This window comes from Streptomyces sp. WG5, assembly GCF_049974565.1.
Taxonomy (GTDB): Bacteria; Actinomycetota; Actinomycetes; order Streptomycetales; family Streptomycetaceae; genus Streptomyces.
In genome coordinates this window covers 76,117-94,260 of the sequence record NZ_JBNGGC010000021.1, presented here as the reverse complement: position 1 = coordinate 94,260, position 18,144 = coordinate 76,117, and the positions used below count along the sequence as shown (strand labels likewise).

General features: G+C 70.6%; 19 protein-coding genes. 12 read left to right on the top strand and 7 right to left on the bottom strand.

Annotated features, from left to right (window positions below; genetic code table 11):
• Positions 1 to 429 precede the first annotated feature (429 nt).
• The 3 genes from ACP4IX_RS22715 to ACP4IX_RS22705 are packed head-to-tail and all read left to right on the top strand — an operon-like array spanning position 430 to position 3,142.
• On the top strand, positions 430 to 1,395 hold the full coding sequence (locus ACP4IX_RS22715; protein ID WP_426522420.1) for an ABC transporter substrate-binding protein: 966 nt from the start codon (positions 430 to 432) through the stop codon (positions 1,393 to 1,395).
• 38 nt (positions 1,396 to 1,433) lie between these two features.
• Positions 1,434 to 2,372 (top strand): amino acid ABC transporter permease, encoded by a 939-nt coding sequence (locus ACP4IX_RS22710; RefSeq protein ID WP_426522419.1) that lies wholly within the window; start codon positions 1,434 to 1,436, stop codon positions 2,370 to 2,372.
• Positions 2,369 to 3,142 (top strand): amino acid ABC transporter ATP-binding protein, encoded by a 774-nt coding sequence (locus ACP4IX_RS22705; protein ID WP_426522418.1) that lies wholly within the window; start codon positions 2,369 to 2,371, stop codon positions 3,140 to 3,142. The genes ACP4IX_RS22710 and ACP4IX_RS22705 overlap by 4 nt, the downstream gene beginning before the upstream one ends.
• Before the next feature lie 86 nt (positions 3,143 to 3,228).
• Here the strand turns inward: ACP4IX_RS22705 and ACP4IX_RS22700 are convergent, their stop codons facing one another.
• Positions 3,229 to 4,005 carry a class I SAM-dependent methyltransferase gene (locus tag ACP4IX_RS22700; protein ID WP_426522417.1) on the bottom strand — a complete coding sequence of 259 codons (777 nt, stop codon included), beginning with the start codon at positions 4,003 to 4,005 and terminating at the stop codon, positions 3,229 to 3,231.
• A gap of 111 nt (positions 4,006 to 4,116) precedes the next feature.
• Between ACP4IX_RS22700 and ACP4IX_RS22695 the strand changes: the two genes are divergently transcribed.
• The gene (locus ACP4IX_RS22695; RefSeq protein ID WP_426556481.1) at positions 4,117 to 4,740 is read left to right on the top strand and encodes a CGNR zinc finger domain-containing protein; all 624 of its coding nucleotides are present in this window, start codon (positions 4,117 to 4,119) and stop codon (positions 4,738 to 4,740) included.
• Here ACP4IX_RS22695 and sodX read toward each other — a convergent pair.
• Positions 4,650 to 5,081: a nickel-type superoxide dismutase maturation protease gene (gene sodX, locus ACP4IX_RS22690; protein WP_426522415.1), complete on the bottom strand. Its 432-nt coding sequence runs from the start codon at positions 5,079 to 5,081 to the stop codon at positions 4,650 to 4,652. The genes ACP4IX_RS22695 and sodX overlap by 91 nt on opposite strands.
• Positions 5,082 to 5,226: 145 nt before the next feature.
• Here sodX and sodN point away from each other — a divergent pair, with 145 nt between their 5' ends.
• Positions 5,227 to 5,622 (top strand): superoxide dismutase, Ni, encoded by a 396-nt coding sequence (gene sodN, locus ACP4IX_RS22685; protein ID WP_077796552.1) that lies wholly within the window; start codon positions 5,227 to 5,229, stop codon positions 5,620 to 5,622.
• Between the two features lie 482 nt (positions 5,623 to 6,104).
• Here the strand turns inward: sodN and ACP4IX_RS22680 are convergent, their stop codons facing one another.
• The 3 genes from ACP4IX_RS22680 to ACP4IX_RS22670 form a co-directional block, all read right to left on the bottom strand.
• The gene (locus ACP4IX_RS22680; RefSeq protein WP_426522459.1) at positions 6,105 to 6,689 is read right to left on the bottom strand and encodes a dihydrofolate reductase family protein; all 585 of its coding nucleotides are present in this window, start codon (positions 6,687 to 6,689) and stop codon (positions 6,105 to 6,107) included.
• A gap of 468 nt (positions 6,690 to 7,157) precedes the next feature.
• On the bottom strand, positions 7,158 to 8,318 hold the full coding sequence (locus tag ACP4IX_RS22675) for a family 2 encapsulin nanocompartment cargo protein polyprenyl transferase (protein ID WP_426522414.1): 1,161 nt from the start codon (positions 8,316 to 8,318) through the stop codon (positions 7,158 to 7,160).
• 87 nt (positions 8,319 to 8,405) lie between these two features.
• Entirely contained in the window at positions 8,406 to 9,812 is a 1,407-nt protein-coding gene (locus ACP4IX_RS22670) for a family 2B encapsulin nanocompartment shell protein (protein ID WP_426522413.1), read from the bottom strand.
• A gap of 352 nt (positions 9,813 to 10,164) precedes the next feature.
• On the opposite strand from ACP4IX_RS22670, the gene ACP4IX_RS22665 reads away from it, so the two are divergent.
• Positions 10,165 to 10,743, top strand: coding sequence for an N-acetylmuramoyl-L-alanine amidase (locus ACP4IX_RS22665; RefSeq protein WP_426522458.1), 579 nt, complete (start codon positions 10,165 to 10,167; stop codon positions 10,741 to 10,743).
• Between the two features lie 37 nt (positions 10,744 to 10,780).
• Entirely contained in the window at positions 10,781 to 11,692 is a 912-nt protein-coding gene (locus ACP4IX_RS22660) for a 1-aminocyclopropane-1-carboxylate deaminase/D-cysteine desulfhydrase (RefSeq protein WP_426522412.1), read from the top strand.
• A 322-nt stretch (positions 11,693 to 12,014) separates the two neighbouring features.
• Here the strand turns inward: ACP4IX_RS22660 and ACP4IX_RS22655 are convergent, their stop codons facing one another.
• Positions 12,015 to 13,607, bottom strand: a complete 1,593-nt coding sequence (locus ACP4IX_RS22655; RefSeq protein WP_426522411.1) for a Na+/H+ antiporter — start codon at positions 13,605 to 13,607, stop codon at positions 12,015 to 12,017.
• Between the two features lie 61 nt (positions 13,608 to 13,668).
• On the opposite strand from ACP4IX_RS22655, the gene ACP4IX_RS22650 reads away from it, so the two are divergent.
• The 3 genes from ACP4IX_RS22650 (at position 13,669) to ACP4IX_RS22640 (ending at position 15,674) form a co-directional block, all read left to right on the top strand.
• Positions 13,669 to 13,929: a UBP-type zinc finger domain-containing protein gene (locus tag ACP4IX_RS22650; protein WP_426522410.1), complete on the top strand. Its 261-nt coding sequence runs from the start codon at positions 13,669 to 13,671 to the stop codon at positions 13,927 to 13,929.
• Positions 13,930 to 14,178: 249 nt separating this feature from the next.
• Positions 14,179 to 14,592: an anti-sigma regulatory factor gene (locus ACP4IX_RS22645; RefSeq protein ID WP_003973726.1), complete on the top strand. Its 414-nt coding sequence runs from the start codon at positions 14,179 to 14,181 to the stop codon at positions 14,590 to 14,592.
• A complete protein-coding gene (locus ACP4IX_RS22640) occupies positions 14,589 to 15,674 on the top strand; it encodes an RNA polymerase sigma factor SigF (protein ID WP_426522409.1) in 1,086 nt (361 codons plus the stop codon). The genes ACP4IX_RS22645 and ACP4IX_RS22640 overlap by 4 nt, the downstream gene beginning before the upstream one ends.
• A gap of 93 nt (positions 15,675 to 15,767) precedes the next feature.
• Here the strand turns inward: ACP4IX_RS22640 and ACP4IX_RS22635 are convergent, their stop codons facing one another.
• Entirely contained in the window at positions 15,768 to 16,214 is a 447-nt protein-coding gene (locus tag ACP4IX_RS22635; RefSeq protein WP_426522408.1) for a hypothetical protein, read from the bottom strand.
• 145 nt (positions 16,215 to 16,359) lie between these two features.
• On the opposite strand from ACP4IX_RS22635, the gene ACP4IX_RS22630 reads away from it, so the two are divergent.
• Both ACP4IX_RS22630 and ACP4IX_RS22625 read left to right on the top strand, forming a co-directional pair.
• Positions 16,360 to 17,328, top strand: coding sequence for a diacylglycerol/lipid kinase family protein (locus tag ACP4IX_RS22630; RefSeq protein ID WP_426556480.1), 969 nt, complete (start codon positions 16,360 to 16,362; stop codon positions 17,326 to 17,328).
• Between the two features lie 321 nt (positions 17,329 to 17,649).
• On the top strand, positions 17,650 to 17,907 hold the full coding sequence (locus tag ACP4IX_RS22625; protein WP_003973730.1) for a WhiB family transcriptional regulator: 258 nt from the start codon (positions 17,650 to 17,652) through the stop codon (positions 17,905 to 17,907).
• Positions 17,908 to 18,144: the final 237 nt, after the last annotated feature.

Here is an 18,144-nt window from a genome sequence, read left to right as displayed (position 1 = left end):
CATGTCGGACCCCGAACGCCGCATGCCGGTGACATGACTCATAGCCAGGGATCCGGACAACTTCTCGGCTTCCCTTGACAGGCATGGGGAACGGGCCTTCAAAGGCCGCACACACGCGCGAACCGTGTCTGCATATCGAGGAATGCCGGAGATCTTCCGGCCGGAAGGCACGATTCCCGTAAAGGTTCGGTCGTGATGTACCGACCTGGTGCGGTTCGGGGGATCACCCGTTACCCGATTTTGACATGACGTCCCCCCTGAACGGCCGAGTCCGAATGGCAAGATGCCGTAATCACACGAGGTCGCGACACTCGAAGGCGTGTGCTCTCGTCGACCCGCCGCGCCTGCCGATGCCCCGGCCGGCGTCCCGCTCCACCGGAACTCCACCGTCACCATCGGCATCTCCCTTCATCCGCCGGAGGAACCACCATGACCGCAAGCTCCACCCGTCGTACGACCGCCGCGCACTCCCGGACAGCAGCGGTCGGTGCGATCGCGGTCGCAGGCGCCCTGCTGCTCACCGGATGCGGCGACCAGACCAAGGACAACGACTCCGGCGGCGAGAACGCGCCGAAGAGCGCCGCCCCGCTGGCCGACAAGCTGCCGCAGTCCATACGCGACAAGGGCGTCATCAAGGTCGGTTCCGACATCGCCTACGCTCCGGTCGAATTCAAGGACGACTCCGGCAAGGTCGTCGGTATCGACCCGGACCTGGCCGAGGCGATGGGCAAGCAGCTCGGGGTGAAGTTCGAGTTCCAGAACGCCACGTTCGACACCCTCATCGGCGGCCTCGCCTCCAAGCGATACGACATCGCCATGTCGGCCATGACCGACACCAAGCAGCGCCAGGAAGGCATCGACGCCGACACCGGCAAGAAGGTCGGCGCGGGCGTCGACTTCGTCGACTACTTCACGGCGGGCGTCTCGCTCTACACCAACAAGGGTGACGACCAGGGGATCAAGACCTGGGACGACCTGTGCGGCAAGACCATGGCCGTGCAGCGCAACACCTTCTCCCACGACCTCGCCAAGGAGCAGGCGACGAAGTGCGGGAAGGACGGCAAGAAGACCCTGAAGATCGAGGACTTCGGCACCAACCCCGAGGCCGAGACCCGGATGCGCTCCAAGGGAGCGGACGTCGTCTCCGCCGACTTCCCGATCGCCGCCTACTCCGTGAAGAACTCCGGCGGCGGCAAGTACTTCGAGATCGTCGGCGAGCAGGTCGAGGCGGGCCCCTACGGCATCGCCGTCGCCAAGGGCAACACCGAACTCCGTGACGCGCTGCAGGCCGCCGTCCAGGCGCTCATCGACAACGGCGAGTACAAGAAGATCATCGACAAGTGGGGCGTCGCGGACGGCGCGATCACCGAGGCCAAGATCAACGGCGGCTCCTGAACCGGCCCTGTTCGACTCGGCTCCGAAAGGCTCCACCCGTGACTGTTGACGTCAGCAAGACGGGCGGTCCCGACGCGACGCCCCCCGCCGGGCCGGAGGCCATCAAGGCCATCCCGGTCCGGCACCCGGGGCGGTACGTGTCCGCGGCCGTCGCACTCGCCCTCCTGGGCGCGGTCGTCTACGCCTTCGCACAAGGCAACATCAACTGGGGCGCGATCCCCGAGTACTTCTTCGACGACCGCATCCTCAAGGGTGTCTGGAACACCCTGCTGCTCACGGTGCTGTCGATGGCGATCGGCATCGCCGGCGGCATCCTGCTCGCCGTGATGCGCCTGTCGAAGAACCCGGTGACCTCGTCCATCGCCTGGTTCTACATCTGGTTCTTCCGCGGCACCCCGGTCCTGGTCCAGCTCTTCGTCTGGTTCAACCTCGGCCTGGTGTTCGAGTACATCAACCTGGGTCCGGTCTACAAGGACTACTGGTCCTCGTTCATGACGCCGCTGCTGACGGCGCTGCTCGGCCTGGGGCTCAACGAGGCCGCGTACATGGCCGAGATCTGCCGTGCCGGTCTGCTCTCGGTCGACGAGGGCCAGACGGAGGCGTCGCACGCGCTCGGCATGAGCCAGCCGAAGACGCTGCGCCGGATCGTGATCCCGCAGGCGATGCGCGTGATCGTGCCGCCCACGGGCAACGAGGTCATCAACATGCTGAAGACCACCTCGCTGGTCTCGGCGGTGCAGTTCGCCGACCTCTTCAAGCAGGCCCAGGACATCGGGCAGGGCGCGGGCTCGACGGTGGAGATGTACTTCCTCGCCGCCGCCTGGTACCTGATCATGACCTCGATCCTGAGCGTCGGGCAGTACTACGTCGAGCGGTACTACGCCCGCGGTTCCAGCCGCACCCTGCCGCCGACGCCGTTGCAGCGCTTCAAGGCGGCCGTCCTGCCCACCCGCCGCCCGAAGGGAGTCACGGCATGACGCAGTCCTCCCCCGCCATGGTCAAGGCCGAGGGCGTCCACAAGTCCTTCGGTCCCGTGGAGGTCCTCAAGGGCATCGACCTGGAGGTGAAGTCCGGCGAGGTGTTCTGCCTCATCGGCCCCTCCGGCTCCGGCAAGTCCACCTTCCTCAGGTGTATCAACCACCTCGAGAAGATCAATGCCGGGCGTCTGTACGTCGACGGCGAGCTGGTCGGCTACCGCCAGAAGGGCGACAAGCTCTACGAGCTGAGGGACAGCGAGGTCGCCCTCAAGCGCCGGGACATCGGCATGGTCTTCCAGCGCTTCAACCTGTTCCCGCACATGACGGCCGTGGAGAACGTCATGGAGGCGCCGGTACAGGTCAAGGGCGTGAGCAAGGCGCAGGCCAGGGAGCGGGCACGGCAGCTCCTGGAGCGCGTGGGCCTGGGCGACAAGGCGGGCAACTACCCCTCGCAGCTCTCCGGCGGCCAGCAGCAGCGGGTGGCGATCGCCCGGGCCCTGGCGATGGACCCGAAGCTGATGCTGTTCGACGAGCCGACCTCGGCCCTGGATCCGGAGCTGGTCGGCGACGTCCTCGACGTCATGCGCGACCTCGCCGAGTCCGGCATGACGATGGTCGTCGTCACCCATGAGATGGGCTTCGCCCGCGAGGTCGGCGACAGCCTGGTCTTCATGGACGGCGGCGTGGTGGTCGAGTCCGGCAACCCGCGCGACGTCCTGACGGACCCGCAGCACGAGCGGACGAAGGCGTTCCTGTCCAAGGTCCTCTGAACGCGCCCGCAGGCACGCCGAAGGGGGCGGTACGGATCTCTGTACCGCCCCCTTCGGGCTGCGTCCGGACCCGGGCCGCCGCCGCGTTACCTGAGCGCCAGCAGCAGCGTGTCCGAGGGCGAGCACCAGACCGGCCGCGCCTCGCCGAAGCCCTTCTCGCGCAGCACGCGCGCGTGCCACGCCGCCGAGGGCGTGTCGCCGTCGGCGTGCTCACCGTAGATCTCGAAGCGCCGGGCGGTGGGCTCGGCGAGCACCGGGTCCTTGGCGGCGAGCTGCCACCACTCGGCCCAGTCCAGCGCTCCCTGCGACTTGGCGGCCTCCATCCGCGCGTGCCGCTGGGCGCGCTCGGCCGCGTTGATCCTGGGGGTCGTCTCGTCGATCATGTGGTCCGCGTTCATGAAGACACCACCGTCGCGGACCAGTTCCGCGACCCGACCGTAGAGGGCCGCGAGGGGTTCGGCGTGGAGCCAGTGCAGGGCCGTGGCGGTCAGGACGGCGTCGTAGGAGTCGTACGGCAGCCCCGCCGTCCAGTCGGGGTCCTTGAGGTCGGCGCTGACCAGGGAGACCCGCTCGTCGCCCGCGAAGGTGCCCTCGGCGATGGCGAGGAGCGCGGGGTCGAGGTCGACGCCGGTGCTGGTGGCCTCCGGGAACCGGGCGAGCAGCCGGGCCGTGATGGTCCCGGTGCCGCAGGCGAGGTCGAGCACGCGCGGTGCGGGACCGACCAGGGCCTCGACCATGTCCAGCATGGTCCTGAAGCGTTCCTCGCGGTCGGGCATGTACCACTCCTGCTGCCGGTCCCAGCTGACCTGCCAGGCCTGCCAGTCGGCGCCGGTCGTGGTGGTGGTGATGTCCGCGTCCGTCATCGGTCCCCTCCGTCAAGTGCGTGACGCACTACCGTGGTAATACCCTGAAACCACGATCAGCTGTTACCTGACCGCAGGCACGACCATAGAGCCCCTCCGTAAGGACTACAAGTGGAACTGGCCTATTACTCGGATTACGCCGTACGTCTCGTCAACACCGAGGAACCGGCCCGGGGGCAGGACTCCCTGACCTCGGTCGAGGCCGTCCGCGAGCTCTTCGGCGCCAACCAGTCGGCGGCCCGGCGTGCCACGGACGCGGACGTGACCCGGTTCCGTTCGGTGCGGGGGCGGCTGCGGGCGGTCTTCGAGGCGGCCGACAGCGGCGACGAGACCCTCGCCGTGGACCTCCTGAACTCCCTCCTGCTGGAGTTCCCGGTGAGCCCGCAGATCTCCGGCCACGACCACCGCGACGACGACGGCAGCCCGCTGTGGCACATGCACCTGGCGGACCATCCGTCCAACGCGACCGCCGGTTTCGCCGCCCTCGCGGCGATGGGCCTGGCCTTCCACCTCACCGAGTACGGCGTGGACCGCCTGGGCCTGTGCGAGGCGGCCCCCTGCCGCAACGCCTACCTGGACACCTCCACCAACCGCTCCCGGCGCTACTGCTCCGACCGCTGCGCCACCCGCGCCAACGTGGCGGCCTACCGCGCCCGCAAACGCCTGGAGGCGGACCGGGCCACCGGCCGGAGCGCCGACAGCGCCCAGCGGACCACGGCGAGCGGCGAGCGCTGACCCGGCCGGAGCGGCCGGTACCGCACCCGCGCCCTGCCGAGCACCAGCTCCTCCGGGACAACCCCGTAGTCGGTGCTGTCACCGCCCGCGAACGCGTTGTCCCCCAGCACCCACCAGCCGGCCCCGCGCCGCTCGACGGCCCGCTTGACCACGAGCAGGTCCTGTTGGAAGGGGTGCCGCAGCACCACCACGTCACCCGGCCGCACCGCGGCCCCCCAGTGCACCAGGAGCACGTCCCCGTGGTGCAGCGTGGGCACCATCGACGGCCCGGTCACCTCGGCCGGCCCGAAGGGCAGGGCCCCTCTGGCACGTTCGGTCTCCTGCGACAGCTGCTCCGGCATGACCCGGCACCTCCCCGGTCTTTCCTCCACCAGTCTCAGTCTCACCCCGGACTTTTGTCCTAAGCCCACGGGGGCACTCGCGAAAACGCGCCTCCCAGGGAGTAATGTCCCCCCTGAGAAGACGATCACGAGGAAGGAACGCTGCATGCTTTCCCGCCTGTTTGCCCCCAAGGTCACGGTCAGCGCCCACTGCGACCTGCCCTGCGGCGTGTACGACCCGGCCCAGGCCCGCATCGAGGCGGAGTCGGTGAAGGCCGTCCAGGAGAAGATGGCCGGCAACGACGACCCGCACTTCCAGGCCCGCGCCACGGTCATCAAGGAGCAGCGCGCCGAGCTCGCGAAGCACCACGTCTCCGTGCTGTGGAGCGACTACTTCAAGCCCCCGCACTTCGAGAAGTACCCGGAGCTGCACCAGCTGGTCAACGACACCCTGAAGGCCCTGTCGGCGGCCAAGGCCTCGACCGACCCGGCGACCGGCCAGAAGGCCCTGGACTACATCGCCCAGATCGACAAGATCTTCTGGGAGACCAAGAAGGCTTGATCCTGGATGACCCCGTCCGGCCCCGCTTCCCTCGGGCCGCACGGTCTTGGTCTTCCGGCCCGCACCCGTTCCGCAGTACGCCGAGCACGGCGTCCATGACGGACCGGGTGCGGTCTGCTTCCCGGGGTCGTGCGGCTGGGCGGGGGCCCGCGGCGTGATGCTGCCGCCCCTCGCACCCGCCTGAGGCGGGAGAGCAGTCCCCGGTGGGCCCGTCCCGTCCGGCGCAGGCCCGCCCAGACGCAGGCAGCCACGGCGAGCGCGTGTACCGCCGCACCGGACGCGGACGGCGCGGCGTTCGTCAGGGCGACGCCGGCCAGCACCGCGACGCATCCCGTCGGCCGTGCGCCACCGGGCTGTTCCTGCGCCACGATCGAGTCGGGTCGCGGTTCGCCACCCTTCCCCGGTTTCCCCTGCCGAGCGGAAGGGCCGCGGCCGAACTGCTTCGCCGGCCCGTCGCCCGCTCCGCAGCCGAACGCGCTCGCTCAGCGCTTCCTGCCGTACGTACGGACCGTGACGCCGTTGCCGAAGGTCCGCACCCCCTCCTGGACGAACTCGGAGACCTGGAAGCCGGAGCCGAACATCGGCATGCCCGTGCCCAGCACCACCGGGTACGTCTTGATGACCAGTTCGTCGATCTCGTCGATCAGCTCGCCGGCGACGGCCGAGCCGCCGCACAGGTAGATGTCGAAGGCGCTGTCCTCCGCCTTCAGCGTGCGGACCCTGCCGACCAGGTCCTCCTGGATGATCTCGACGTTCGGGTCGGGCGACTCCGCGAGTGTGCGCGAGGCGACGTACTCGCGCAGATGGGCGTAGGGGCTGGTGATGCCCTCTTTGAGGGCCAGGTCGTAGCTGGCCCGGCCCTGGACGATCGTGTCGAACCGCTTGTTCGGCAGGTCGTCGATCCCGAGGGGCCGGCGGCCGTGGGTCGGCAGCGTCTCGGGATACTCCGACGTCAGGAACGCGAGGAACTCCTCGTCGACGAACCGCACCATGAAGGACGCGTCGCCGTCCGGGCCCCCGATGAAGCCGTCGATCGAACAGGCGATGAAGTACGTGAGCTTGCGCAAAGTGGTCTCCTCCGTCTCAACCACTTCAGTTATAGTGCTTCATGCGTAGTGGTTTCAAGGGGTTTTCGCTTTCCGGCCGGTGAACCGTCCCGTCGGGAGAACCCGGCTGCTGGCCGGACCGATCGTCCGGGAAGGCCTCGTCCGGTGACCGGACGCCGGCGCCCGGTCGCCCTCCCTTGCCCTGCGGACCACCACGCCCGTGTCCCGCACGCCTCTGCGGCACACCATCGCCCGCGCACGGAGCGGTTGAGCCCGGTCGTCGAGCACCGGCGGAAGGCAGGGGATGCTCCCGGCCGTACACAGAAAGGGGCGGGCCCCGCACACCGTGGGGAAGTGCGGGACCCGCCGAACCGGAGCCCGCGGCGGTGCGGCCGCACGTCGGTCAGGTCCGTACGGTCCTGCACGGGCTCCGGGGTCTTGCGTCACCGGCCAGGCGCTTCCTGGATGCCGGGCCTACCGGACGGGCGGTCAGGTGCTGCGCCGGGTCACGAACTCGGCCAGCGCGAGCAGTCCGCCCGCGGCCTCCGGATCGGGCACCGCACGGGCCAGTTCCTGCATGGCCCTCGCCATCCGGTCGGCCGCCTGGGCCTGCGCCCAGTCCCGGCCGCCCGCCCGCTCCACGGCCAGTGCGGTGCGCTCCAGGTCCTCCCTGCCCTCGTCGTACGGCACCGTGTACAGCTCGGCGAGCTCGGCGGCGGCCGGGGTGCCGGAGGTGAGGGCCGCGACCACCGGCAGTGACTTCTTGCGGGCGGCCAGGTCCGCGCCGGCCGGCTTGCCGGTACGGCGCGGATCGCCCCATATGCCGATGACGTCGTCGATGAGCTGGAAGGCGAGGCCCGCCTCGCGGCCGAAGGCGTCCAGGGCCTCGACGTCCTCCTCGGCGGCACCGGAGTACAGCGCGCCGAGAGCACAGGCACATCCCAGCAGGGCGCCCGTCTTGGCCTCGGCCATGGCGAGTGTCTCGTCGAGGGTGACGTCCCCCGGGGCGCGCCGCTCCATCGCCGTGTCCGCGTGCTGGCCCTCGCACAGCTCCATGACGCAGTCGGCGAGCCGGGTGGCCGCCGCCGCGGACGCCGGGTGCGGGTCCGCGGCGAGCAGCCGCAGGGCCAGCGCCTGGAGGGCGTCCCCCGCGAGGATCGCGTCGGCGTCGCCGAACACGGTCCACGCGGTCGGCCGGTGGCGCCGGGTGGCGTCACGGTCCATCACGTCGTCGTGCAGCAACGTGAAGTTGTGGACCAGTTCCACCGCCGCCGCGGCCCGTACCGCACCCGCCCTGGCCTCCGCACCGCCGAGCGCGGCGGCCGAGGTGAGAACGAGCGCGGGACGGATCGCCTTGCCCGCGTTGTCCGCCGCGGGTGTACCGTCCGCGTGCTCCCAGCCGAAGTGGTACAGCGCGACCCGGCGCATCGAGGCGGGCAGTGACATGATGGCGGACCGCAGTTCGGGGTCGACCGCCGCCCGGGACTCCCGCAGCAGCCCCGCGGCCTCGTGCCCCTCGGACCCCGCCGCCCCCCGTCCGTCGGGTGTCGTCCCCGGCTCCTTCTCCCGCTGCGTGCCGATGGGCTCGCGCCTTTCCAGCGTCCCGGTGGGGCGAAGCGTCTCGGTGACGCCGTGTCGAGCCTCTGTCATGGACTCACCTCCCCCATACGCCCGCCTCCGTACCCCCGGGGTGTACCCGCCAGGAAGGGCGGCGACACGGCGTTCGGGAGACTGGCGTCACTGCCAGCGGCCGATCTCGACGTTCTCCAGGACGCCCAGCGCGTCCGGCACGAGGACCGCGGCCGAGTAGTAGGCCGTGACCAGGTACTTGATGATGGCCTGCTCGTTGATGCCCATGAAGCGCACCGACAGACTCGGCTCGATCTCGTCCGGGATACCGGTGGCGCGCAGGCCGATGACGCCCTGGTCCTGCTCACCGGTACGCATCGCGATGATCGAGGACGTGCGGGCCTCGGTGACCGGGATCTTGTTGCACGGGTAGATCGGCACACCGCGCCAGGTCGGGATGCGGTTGCCGGCGATGTCGATGGTCTCGGGGACGAGCCCGCGCTTGTTGAGCTCGCGGCCGATGGCGGCGATCGCACGCGGGTGGGCGAGGAGCAGCTTGGTGCCGCGCCGACGGCTGAGCAGCTCGTCCAGGTCGTCCGGGCCGGGCACTCCGTCGTGCGGCTGGATCCGCTGGTCGTACTCGCAGTTGTGCAGCAGACCGAACTCGCGGTTGTTGACCAGCTCGTGCTCCTGGCGCTCCTTCAGCGCCTCGACGGTCAACCGGAGCTGCTGCTCGGTCTGGTTCATCGGCTGGTTGTAGAGGTCGGCCACGCGTGAGTGGATGCGCAGCACGGTCTGGGCGACGCTCAGCTCGTACTCACGGGGCCGGGCCTCGTAGTCGACGAAGGTGTGCGGGATGTCCGGCTCGCCGCTGTGGCCGGCGGAGAGGTCGATGGCCTTCTCGCCGAGCTTGTTGGTGCGCTGCTGGGGGATCGAGCGCCGCTCCTCCAGATGCGTGCGCAGGGAGTCCGCGCGCTCCGCGACCTGCTCCACCTGCTGACGGGGCAGCACCAGCACCGTGCAGGCGGTGACCGTGCGGGCGGTGTACTCCCAGATGGCGTCCCCGTCGAGCAGCGCCTGGTCGCCGAAGTAGGCGCCGTCGGCGAGGACGCCGAGCACCGCGTCGTCGCCGTAGGGGCCGGTGCCGACCTTCTCCACCTTGCCGTGCGCCAGCAGGTAGACCTCGTCGGCCCGGCCGCCGAACGAGGCGATCACCTCACCGGGGCCGAACTCCCGCTGCTCACAGCGCTGCGCGAGTTCCGAGAGCACCTCCTGGTCCTCGTACGACCGCAGGGCCGGCAGTTCGCCCAGTTCGGCGGGGATGACCTCGACGCGGTCGCCGGTCTTCACGAACGTCACCCGGCCGTCGCCGATGGCGAAGGTCATGCGCCGGTTCACCCGGTACGTGCCGCCCTGGACGTCCACCCAGGGGAGCGTGCGCAGCAGCCAGCGGGAGCTGATCTCCTGCATCTGCGGAACGGACTTGGTGGTGGTGGCCAGGTTCCGCGCGGCCGCCGTACCGAGACTCTGCTGCGGCCTGGTCTGCTCGGTGCGGACCTCTTCGCCTACCGACATAAGGAATTGCCCTCCCCGGTCGTGCCGGACGACTGTGCCCGGCATCGTTGTGCGTGCATCACCCTTCCGCACGAAGTGCGCCGGTGCTATTACCCGAACGAGCGGGAATGGATCACCACCGGCCGGGGCAGATGCAAGGTTTGTTCGGCTTCTCGGCGTCTCGCTGTTCCGGCTTCCGGGCGTCTTGCCCCGTCCCGTTCGAAGCGGTTGGCCGGGACAGGGTTGTCCGGATCGGATCGCACGCGGATCGAACAAGTACTAGGGAGCACTCCGTTTCGGTACAAGCACGGTACGAGGCGGTCGCGACGGGCGGTCGTCGCTCAGCGCGAAGGAGTCGGCCGTGGCCTCACCCATGTCCGCGAGCAGTTTTCTCAAAGCACTGAAGGCAGAGGGCCTCACCGTCGTCCAGGTCGGCGACTGGCGGGACCACAACCGCAACCACAAGGGGCCCTGGGGGCCCGTGCACGGCGTGATGATCCACCACACGGTGACCAAGGGCAGCGCGCGGACCGTGGAGATCTGCCGCAAGGGCTACGAGGGCCTGCCGGGGCCGCTGTGCCACGGGGTCATCACCAAGGACGGCAAGGTCCACCTGGTCGGGTACGGCCGGACCAATCACGCCGGGCTCGGCGACGACGAGGTCCTGCGCGCGGTGATCGCGGAGAAGGGGCTGCCCCGGGACAACGAGGCGAACACCGACGGCAACCGCCACTTCTACGGCTTCGAGTGCGAGAACCTGGGCAACGGCGACGATCCCTGGCCGGCGGCGCAACTGGAGGCGATCGAGCGGGCCGCCGCCGCGGTCTGCCGCCACCACGGGTGGAATGAACGATCCGTCGTCGGCCACCTCGAATGGCAGCCGGGGAAGGTCGACCCGCGGGGGTTCACGATGGCGTCGATGCGGGAGCGGATCCGCGACCGGCTGAAGTGACCCGTGCGCCGCGCGCGGCGGGCGTGACAATGGCGGAGTGAACGGCACCGACACCGCCTCCGGCCCCGCCTCCCTGCGCCCCCGCCTGCCCTCACCGTTGCAGGAGACCGCCGACGGGCGGTTCGAGCGTCACGGTGTCCGGTTGCTGCTGAAGCGGGACGATCTGATCCATCCCGAGCTGGTCGGCAACAAATGGCGCAAACTCGCACCGATTCTCGCCACGGTGGACGGCCGTACCGTCGTCACGTTCGGCGGCGCCTACTCCAACCACCTGCGCGCCACGGCCGCCGCCGGCCGACTGCTCGGTCTGTCCACGGTGGGCGTGGTGCGCGGTCAGGAGCTGGCCGGCCGGCCGCTCAACCCCTCCCTGTCCCGGTGTGCGGCCGACGGCATGCGGCTGCACTTCGTCGACCGCTCGACGTACCGCCGCAAGACCGAACCGGAGGTTCTGGCCGCCCTCCTGCGCTCGGCGGACGCCGAGGACGCGGTCGTCGTCCCCGAGGGCGGCAGCAACGCGGAGGCCGTGCGCGGCTGCCGGGCCCTCGGCACGGAACTGGGCGAACACGCCGACGTGATCGCGCTCGCCTGCGGCACCGGCGGCACGCTCGCCGGGCTGGCCGCCGGCCTCCCCCGGGGCCGCCGGGTGCTCGGGATACCGGTACTCAAGGGCGGCTTCCTGGCCGACGACATACGCCGGCTCCAGGACCTCGCGTTCGGCGGGCCCCGCGGCTCCTGGGACCTCGACGACCGCTTCCACGGCGGCGGCTACGCCCGCACCACTCCCGAGCTCGACTCCTTCGCCGAGGACTTCGAACGCCGCCACGGCCTCCCCCTGGAGCGCGTCTACGTCGCCAAGATGCTCCACGCCCTGCTCGTCCTCACCCGGGAGGGCGCCTTCCCCCGTGGGACGACCCTCGCGGCGGTCGTCACCGGCCGTCCCTTCCCCTGAGAGGCCCCGTCGGACGGCCGTCACGGCGCCCGCCGCGCCCGGCCTCGCGAGCACAGGGATCCGGAGGTCTCCGCGGTCGCGCCGGTGCCTGCCCCGGCCTGCCCGGCGAATCCCGCGCCGTGCGGGACCGGCGGTCCGAACCTCCCACGCCGCCCGGTGCCCGCCGGGTCCGGGCACGGCAGGGCCCGCCTCTGGGCCGCCCACCCGCGCGCGGCCACGGACACCGTGCCCGGCGGCGCACCCGCGCGCGGCGTCCCGTCACGCCGGCCGCGCCGCACCGCCCGCGCCGTCGGCCGCACGACGCACCGCCGGCGGCGGGCCCCTACGCCGCCTCCCGGTACGCCGCCGCCTCCTCCAGGTCCAGCCGGCGCAGCAGGGTACGCAGCATCTCGTCGTCGATGTAGCGGCCGTCCCGCAGCCGGACGAAGACCTCCCGCTCGGTGCTGATCATCTCCCGGGACAGCCGTCGGTAGGTGTCGTCGACGGTCTCGCCGGTGACGGGGTTGGCCTGCCCGAGCCGCTCCCAGACGGCGTTGCGGCGACGCTCCAGGACCGTTCGGAGGCGGTCGGCCAGCGGCGCCGGCAGGGCGTTGCGCTCGTCGGCGAGGAGCTCGTCCAGGCGCTGCTCGGCGGCGCGGGAGGCCTGTGCCTGGGCATTGGCCTCCGCCAGCGTCTCCGCCTGCACGTCGTGCGCGGGGAACTTCAGCAGGCGGATCAGCGGCGGCAGGGTGACGCCCTGGACGACGAGCGTGCCGATGACCGTGGTGAAGGTGAGGAACAGGATGAGGCTGCGCTCGGGGAAGGGCTCGCCGCCGTGCACGGTGAGCGGGATGGAGAAGGCGATCGCCAGCGAGACCACGCCCCGCATCCCGGCCCAGCCGATCACGAACGGCCCCTTCCAGGAGAGGTCGCCCTCCCGCGCGCGTACGCGTGCCGACAGCCGCGGCAGGAAGGTCGCCGGATACACCCACACGAATCTCGTCACGGCGACCACCACGAAGACGGCGACCGCGTACCAGGCGGCGTCGGCCCCCTCGTACTCCCCGAGCCCGTCGAGGACGACGGGCAGCTGGAGTCCGATCAGGGCGAACACGGCGGACTCCAGGACGAACGCGACCATCTTCCACACCGCGTCCTCCTGGAGACGGGTGGCGAAATCGACCTCCCACGCGCGGTGGCCCAGATGGAGCGCCACCACCACCACCGCGAGCACCCCGGAGGCGTGCACCTGCTCGGCGACCGCGTAGGCGACGAACGGGATCAGCAGGGAGAGCGTGTTCTGCAGCAGCGCCTCCTTCAGGTGCGTGCGCAGCCAGTGGAGCGGCACCATCAGCACCAGCCCGACACCGACCCCGCCGACGGCCGCGATCAGGAACTCCGCGATCCCGCCGGCCCACGTGGCACCCTCACCGACCGCCGCGGCGAGCGCCACCCTGAAGGCGGTGATCGCCGTGGCGTCGTTCACCAGGGACTCCCCCTGGAGGATCGTGGTGATCCGAGAGGGCAGCCCCACGCGCCGCGCGACCGCCGTGGCCGCGACGGCGTCCGGCGGCGCCACCACCGCGCCGAGCACCAGGGCCGCGGTCAGCGGCAGGCCGGGCACGATCAGATACGCGGCGCAGCCGACCACGAAGGTGGCGAAGAGCACGTAGCCCACGGACAGCAGCGCCACGGGCCGGATCTGAGCCCTCAGGTCGAGGTAGGAACTGTCGGTGGCCGCCGTGTGGAGCAGCGGGGGCAGCAGCAACGGCAGGACGATGTGCGGGTCGAGGGTGTAGTCGGGCACTCCGGGGACGTAGCTCACCGCCAGGCCCGCGGCGACCAGCAGCAGCGGCGGCGGCACCGGCACGCGCCGCCCCGCCGCGGCGACCGCGGCGCTGCCCGCCACCAGCAACAGCAGCGGCATCACGTCCATCGTCCTCGCCCGCCCTCTTTTTCCGCGCCGCTCTCCGCACACCCGACGTAACCTGGCAATCATGAAACAGTGCACGCACGCCGACGCGCTGCCGCACCCGGAACCGCAGCCGCGGAGCGAGATCTGCCCGGAGTGTCTGGCCGAGGGCACGGATCCGGTGCAGCTGAGGCTGTGCCTCGTCTGCGGTCACGTCGGCTGCTGCGACTCCTCGCCGAGGCAGCACGCGACGGCGCATCACAAGGACACCGGCCACCCTGTGATGCGCACCTTCGAGCCCGGCGAGAACTGGCGCTGGTGCTTCGTCGACCACGTCCTCGTGTGACCTCTCCGCAGGACGGTTCGACCGTCTGACGCCTGGGTACGTCAACCCGGCGCGCGCTCTTCCGATTTGGGCCCGCCGAACCCCTAGCCACTGTGTGTATTCATGTGTTTACTATGAGTGACAGCAAGGGGTTGGGGTCTCGGGGACAGGAAAGTTCGGAGCGCGATAACGTCACCGCTGAACCACGTATCGCGTTACCCCGAGGGGCGACCTCGGCCCTGTAACGCTTGTACCACCTTGGAGGTGAGGGTGTCCCAGATCGCAGGCGAGCCCGCGACCCAGGACTTCGTCGAAGTCCGGCTGCCGGCCGCGGGTGCCTACCTGTCGGTGCTGCGTACGGCGACGGCCGGCCTCGCAGCCCGTTTGGACTTCACCCTCGACGAGATCGAGGACCTGCGCATCGCAGTCGACGAGGCCTGCGCGATCCTGCTTCAGCAGGCCGTGCCCGGCTCGGTGCTCAGTTGCGTCTTCCGCCTCGTCGACGACTCGCTCGAGGTCACCGTCTCGGCGCCGACCACGGACGGCCACGCCCCCTCGCGGGACACCTTCGCCTGGACCGTGCTGTCCGCTCTCGCCGGCAAGGTCTCCTCCGCCGTGGACGAGGACAAAACCGTTTCGATCAGCCTCTACAAACAGCGCGGCGCGGGACCCGGGCCGACGTGAGGAACGGGGACGGGCCGGTGCGGGACGAAGAGCGCGGCACAGGGGAGCTGCCGACCGAGGGCACACGTTCTGAGAACGAGGCCCGACGCATGGCGGACGGCATCGACGGCATTCCCGAGCAGGCCCGGCCGCATCCGGAGGACGAGACCTCGCCCGAGGCCGTCGTCCCGGGCGACGGGCCGCGAACCGGGGACACCCCCGTCCGGCCCGTCCGAGCGGAGGCGCGGGCTCGGGAAAGGGCAACGGGCGGGACGATGAGCGAGCACGAGCGACACTCCGAGGACGGCGCGCCGGGCGCACGAGGCGCGCAGGGCACGCGGCACGACCCGACGGACCGCAGCGGGGCGCGCCTCCTGTTCACCGAACTGCGCACCCTGACGAAGGACAGCCCCGAGTACGCGGAACTGCGCAACCGGCTGGTCCGCATGCACCTGCCGCTCGTCGAGCACCTCGCTCGCCGCTTCCGCAACCGCGGTGAGCCCCTGGACGACCTCACCCAGGTCGCCACCATCGGACTGATCAAGTCGGTCGACCGCTTCGACCCCGACCGCGGTGTGGAGTTCTCCACGTACGCGACGCCGACGGTCGTCGGCGAGATCAAGCGGCACTTCCGGGACAAGGGCTGGGCGGTGCGCGTCCCGCGCCGGCTGCAGGAGCTGCGGCTGTCCCTGACCACGGCCACGGCGGAGCTCTCGCAGCTGCACGGCCGCTCCCCCACCGTCCACGAACTCGCCGAGAAGCTGGCGATCTCGGAGGAGGAGGTCCTGGAAGGCCTGGAATCGGCCAACGCCTACTCCACGCTGTCCCTGGACGTCCCGGACACCGACGACGAGTCCCCGGCGGTCGCGGACACGCTGGGCGCCGAGGACGAGGCCCTGGAGGGTGTCGAGTACCGGGAGTCGCTCAAGCCGCTGCTGGAGGACCTGCCTCCGCGGGAGAAACGGATCCTGCTGCTGCGCTTCTTCGGCAACATGACCCAGTCGCAGATCGCGCAGGAGGTCGGCATCTCGCAGATGCACGTGTCGCGGCTGCTGGCGCGCACACTGGCACAGCTGCGGGAGAAGCTGCTGGTCGAGGAGTAGCCGCAGGCGCCCGAAACCCCCCAGGCACCCCCAGGCGGTCGTCGCGCCGTCATCGCCGGACAGTCGTCGCGCCCGGTCGCCACCGGTCAGCGGTTACTTCTCCGCGCTCCTCGGCCCCCGGATGCCGAGGGCCTGGGTGGTCGCGGGGTTCACGAGCAGCACCAGCGCCGTGACAGCCACGACGCCGAGCACGATGCCCGCCGGGATGGCCACGCTGTCGGCCTGCAGCAGGTTGTAGGCCACCGGCAGTGCCATGATCTGCGTGACGACGGCGGGCCCACGGCTCCAGCCCCGCCGGCCGATCAGCCCACGGGCGGCGAGCAGCGGCAGCAGGGCGAGGACGATCAGGGTGACGCCGCCGGTGACGGCCGAGGTCCGGTCGTCGGGGTGGCCGGTAAGACCTCCCACCAGCATCCAGGCGCCACCTACGACGAGTGCCAGCCCCTCCAGTGCGGCGAGCGAGGCCGCGGCGGTCAGCCGGCCGGGACGGGGGCCCGCCTCTTCGGCGGCTTCGGGGGTGGGTTTCTGCTCACTGCTCACCCCTGAAGGGTAGCCCTCGGCACGCCGGCGCCCGTGGGCGCGTCCTGCGTGGCGCGCGCGATCCGGCGTATCACGCGCACCCCGCGCCCGCAGCGATCCCACCTCGGACTGGGCCGGGTACCCCCCAGTAGGTACCCTGCAGACCATGCGTGCACTTCTCGTGGTCAATCCGGCGGCAACCACCACGAGTGCGCGTACGCGCGACGTGCTGATCCACGCCCTCGCGAGCGAGATGAAGCTCGAGGCGGTCACCACCGAGTACCGGGGCCACGCGCGCGACCTCGGCCGGCAGGCGGCACAGAGCGAGGACATCGACCTGGTGGTGGCGCTCGGCGGCGACGGCACGGTGAACGAGGTCGTCAACGGTCTGCTGCACGCCGGCCCCGACCCGGAGCACCTGCCCGGTCTCGCGGTGGTCCCCGGCGGTTCCACCAACGTCTTCGCCCGCGCGCTCGGTCTGCCCAACCACGCGGTGGAGGCGACCGGCGCCCTGCTGGACGCACTGCGCCAGGGCAGCGAGCGGACCGTCGGACTGGGCCTGGCCTCGGGCGCGCCCGGCTCGGAGGACGCGGCGGCCCCGGCCCGCTGGTTCACCTTCAACGCCGGGCTGGGCTTCGACGCCGGCGTGGTCGGCCGAGTCGAGCAGCACCGCGAGCGCGGCAAGAAGTCGACACACGCCCTCTACGTCCGCCAGGTGATGCGCGCGCTCGTCGGCGAGCCGCACCGGCGCAGCGGAATGATCACCCTGGAGCGGGCCGGTGAGGATCCGGTCACCGATCTGGTGCTGTCCATAGTCTCGAACACGTGCCCCTGGACGTTTCTCGGCAACCGCCCGATCTACGCGTCACCCAAGGCCTCGTTCGACACCGGGCTCGACGTCTTCGGTCTCAGCCGCCTGTCGACGGCGGCGGTTGCCCGGTATGGCACCCAGTTGCTCACTTCGTCCCCCGAGCGCGGCCCCCGGGGCCGGCACGCCGTCTCCCTGCACGACATGACCGAGTTCACCTTGCATTCGAAGGTGCCACTCCCCCTCCAGATGGACGGTGACCACCTGGGGCTGCGCACAAGCGTGACGTTCACAGGCGTTCGCCGTGCACTGCGTGTGATTGTGTGAGCAGAAGGGGCGAAAGTCCTTTCACTCGAACGTTTAGACCAGGATCCACCCCATGGAAGTACGGCTGTGACCTAGTCGACACCGCAGAATCTAAAAAAACTTTCCGGAAGGGGTTGTATCCGCCGCCGAGGTTTGCGAGTCTCTACTTGGCGATCGGGACGGCCCGCAACACCGGCCTCCACAGATCACCAGAACCCCTCTTCAAACCACAGGACCACGCCCGGGCAACCTGGCGATGGGCCCTTCCCTTGTTGAGGGATTCGTGAAAGCGTTCACATTCACAAGCATCTCTGCATGTAATACCAAGGAGAGGTAGCAGCCATGGACTGGCGTCACCGCGCCGTTTGCCGCGAGGAAGACCCCGAGCTCTTCTTCCCCATCGGCAACACCGGTCCCGCGCTGCTGCAGATCGAGGAAGCCAAGGCCGTCTGCCGTCGCTGCCCCGTCATGGAGCAGTGCCTGCAGTGGGCGCTCGAGTCCGGCCAGGACTCCGGCGTCTGGGGTGGTCTCAGCGAGGACGAGCGCCGCGCAATGAAGCGCCGTGCCGCCCGCAACCGGGCTCGTCAGGCCTCCGCCTGACCCCACCCCTGCTGACAGCCTGAGCTTGGTGGCGCGTGTGCCAGACGGCATTACTCCGTAGACAGCGAGTACGCAACCCCCCGCTCCCGAGCCGCAGCGCGCAGTACCCCGATGCGATCGCACGAGCACTGGCCTCGGACCTTCACCGGTCCGGGGCTTTTTGCTGTCCGGCCCCGCGGGCCGCTGCTCCGCGGACTGCTGCTCCGCGGGCGCCGGCCGCTCCCCCGCCGACGCCGG